At 45.9% G+C, this 560-nt stretch carries 1 pseudogene; it reads left to right on the top strand.

Features of this window, described 5'->3' with window-relative positions:
- Window positions 1-560 (top strand): annotated as a pseudogene (locus tag NO992_RS23385) (non-ribosomal peptide synthetase); the annotation flags it as partial.

Below are 560 nucleotides of genomic sequence, written 5' to 3'. Positions count from 1 at the left end.
TTAGTGCCAGAAGGGTGTGTTGGTGAGCTGTATGTCGGTGGTGATGGTTTAGCGCGAGGATATCTCAATCGTCCGGAGCTTACAGCTGAGCGTTTTATTGATAATCCACATTACCTATCGAGTGATCCACATAGTCCGAGTCGTTTATATCGTACCGGCGATTTAGTACGTTACTTAGAGGGCGGGAATCTAGCCTTTATAGGTCGTACAGATGATCAAGTTAAGATCCGCGGTTTTAGAATAGAGCTTGGGGAAGTTGAAGTGCAGTTAGCGCAACAACCTGGTGTGGATTCTGTGTTGGTAAAAACCCTGAAGTGGACAGATAATGTGCAGTTAGTGGGTTATATCAAATCAAATCAGGTGTTGGATGAAGAGGCGAAACACGCATGGGTTAGAGACGTTAAAAGCAGGTTAGCAGTAACGCTCCCAGATTATATGGTGCCGAGCTTCTTAATTGCTGTGGATGAATGGCCACTAACGGCCAATGGTAAAGTAGACAGAAAAGCCTTACCAGAGCCAGAAGGCAGTGCACTGCAAGGAGAATATGTTGCACCGGTAAC

This window comes from Pseudoalteromonas sp. DY56-GL79, from assembly GCF_041414765.1.
GTDB classification, from domain to species: Bacteria; Pseudomonadota; Gammaproteobacteria; order Enterobacterales; family Alteromonadaceae; genus Pseudoalteromonas; species Pseudoalteromonas piscicida.
The sequence above is the reverse complement of the archived record's forward strand: the minus strand, read 5'-3'. Positions and strand labels throughout refer to the sequence as shown.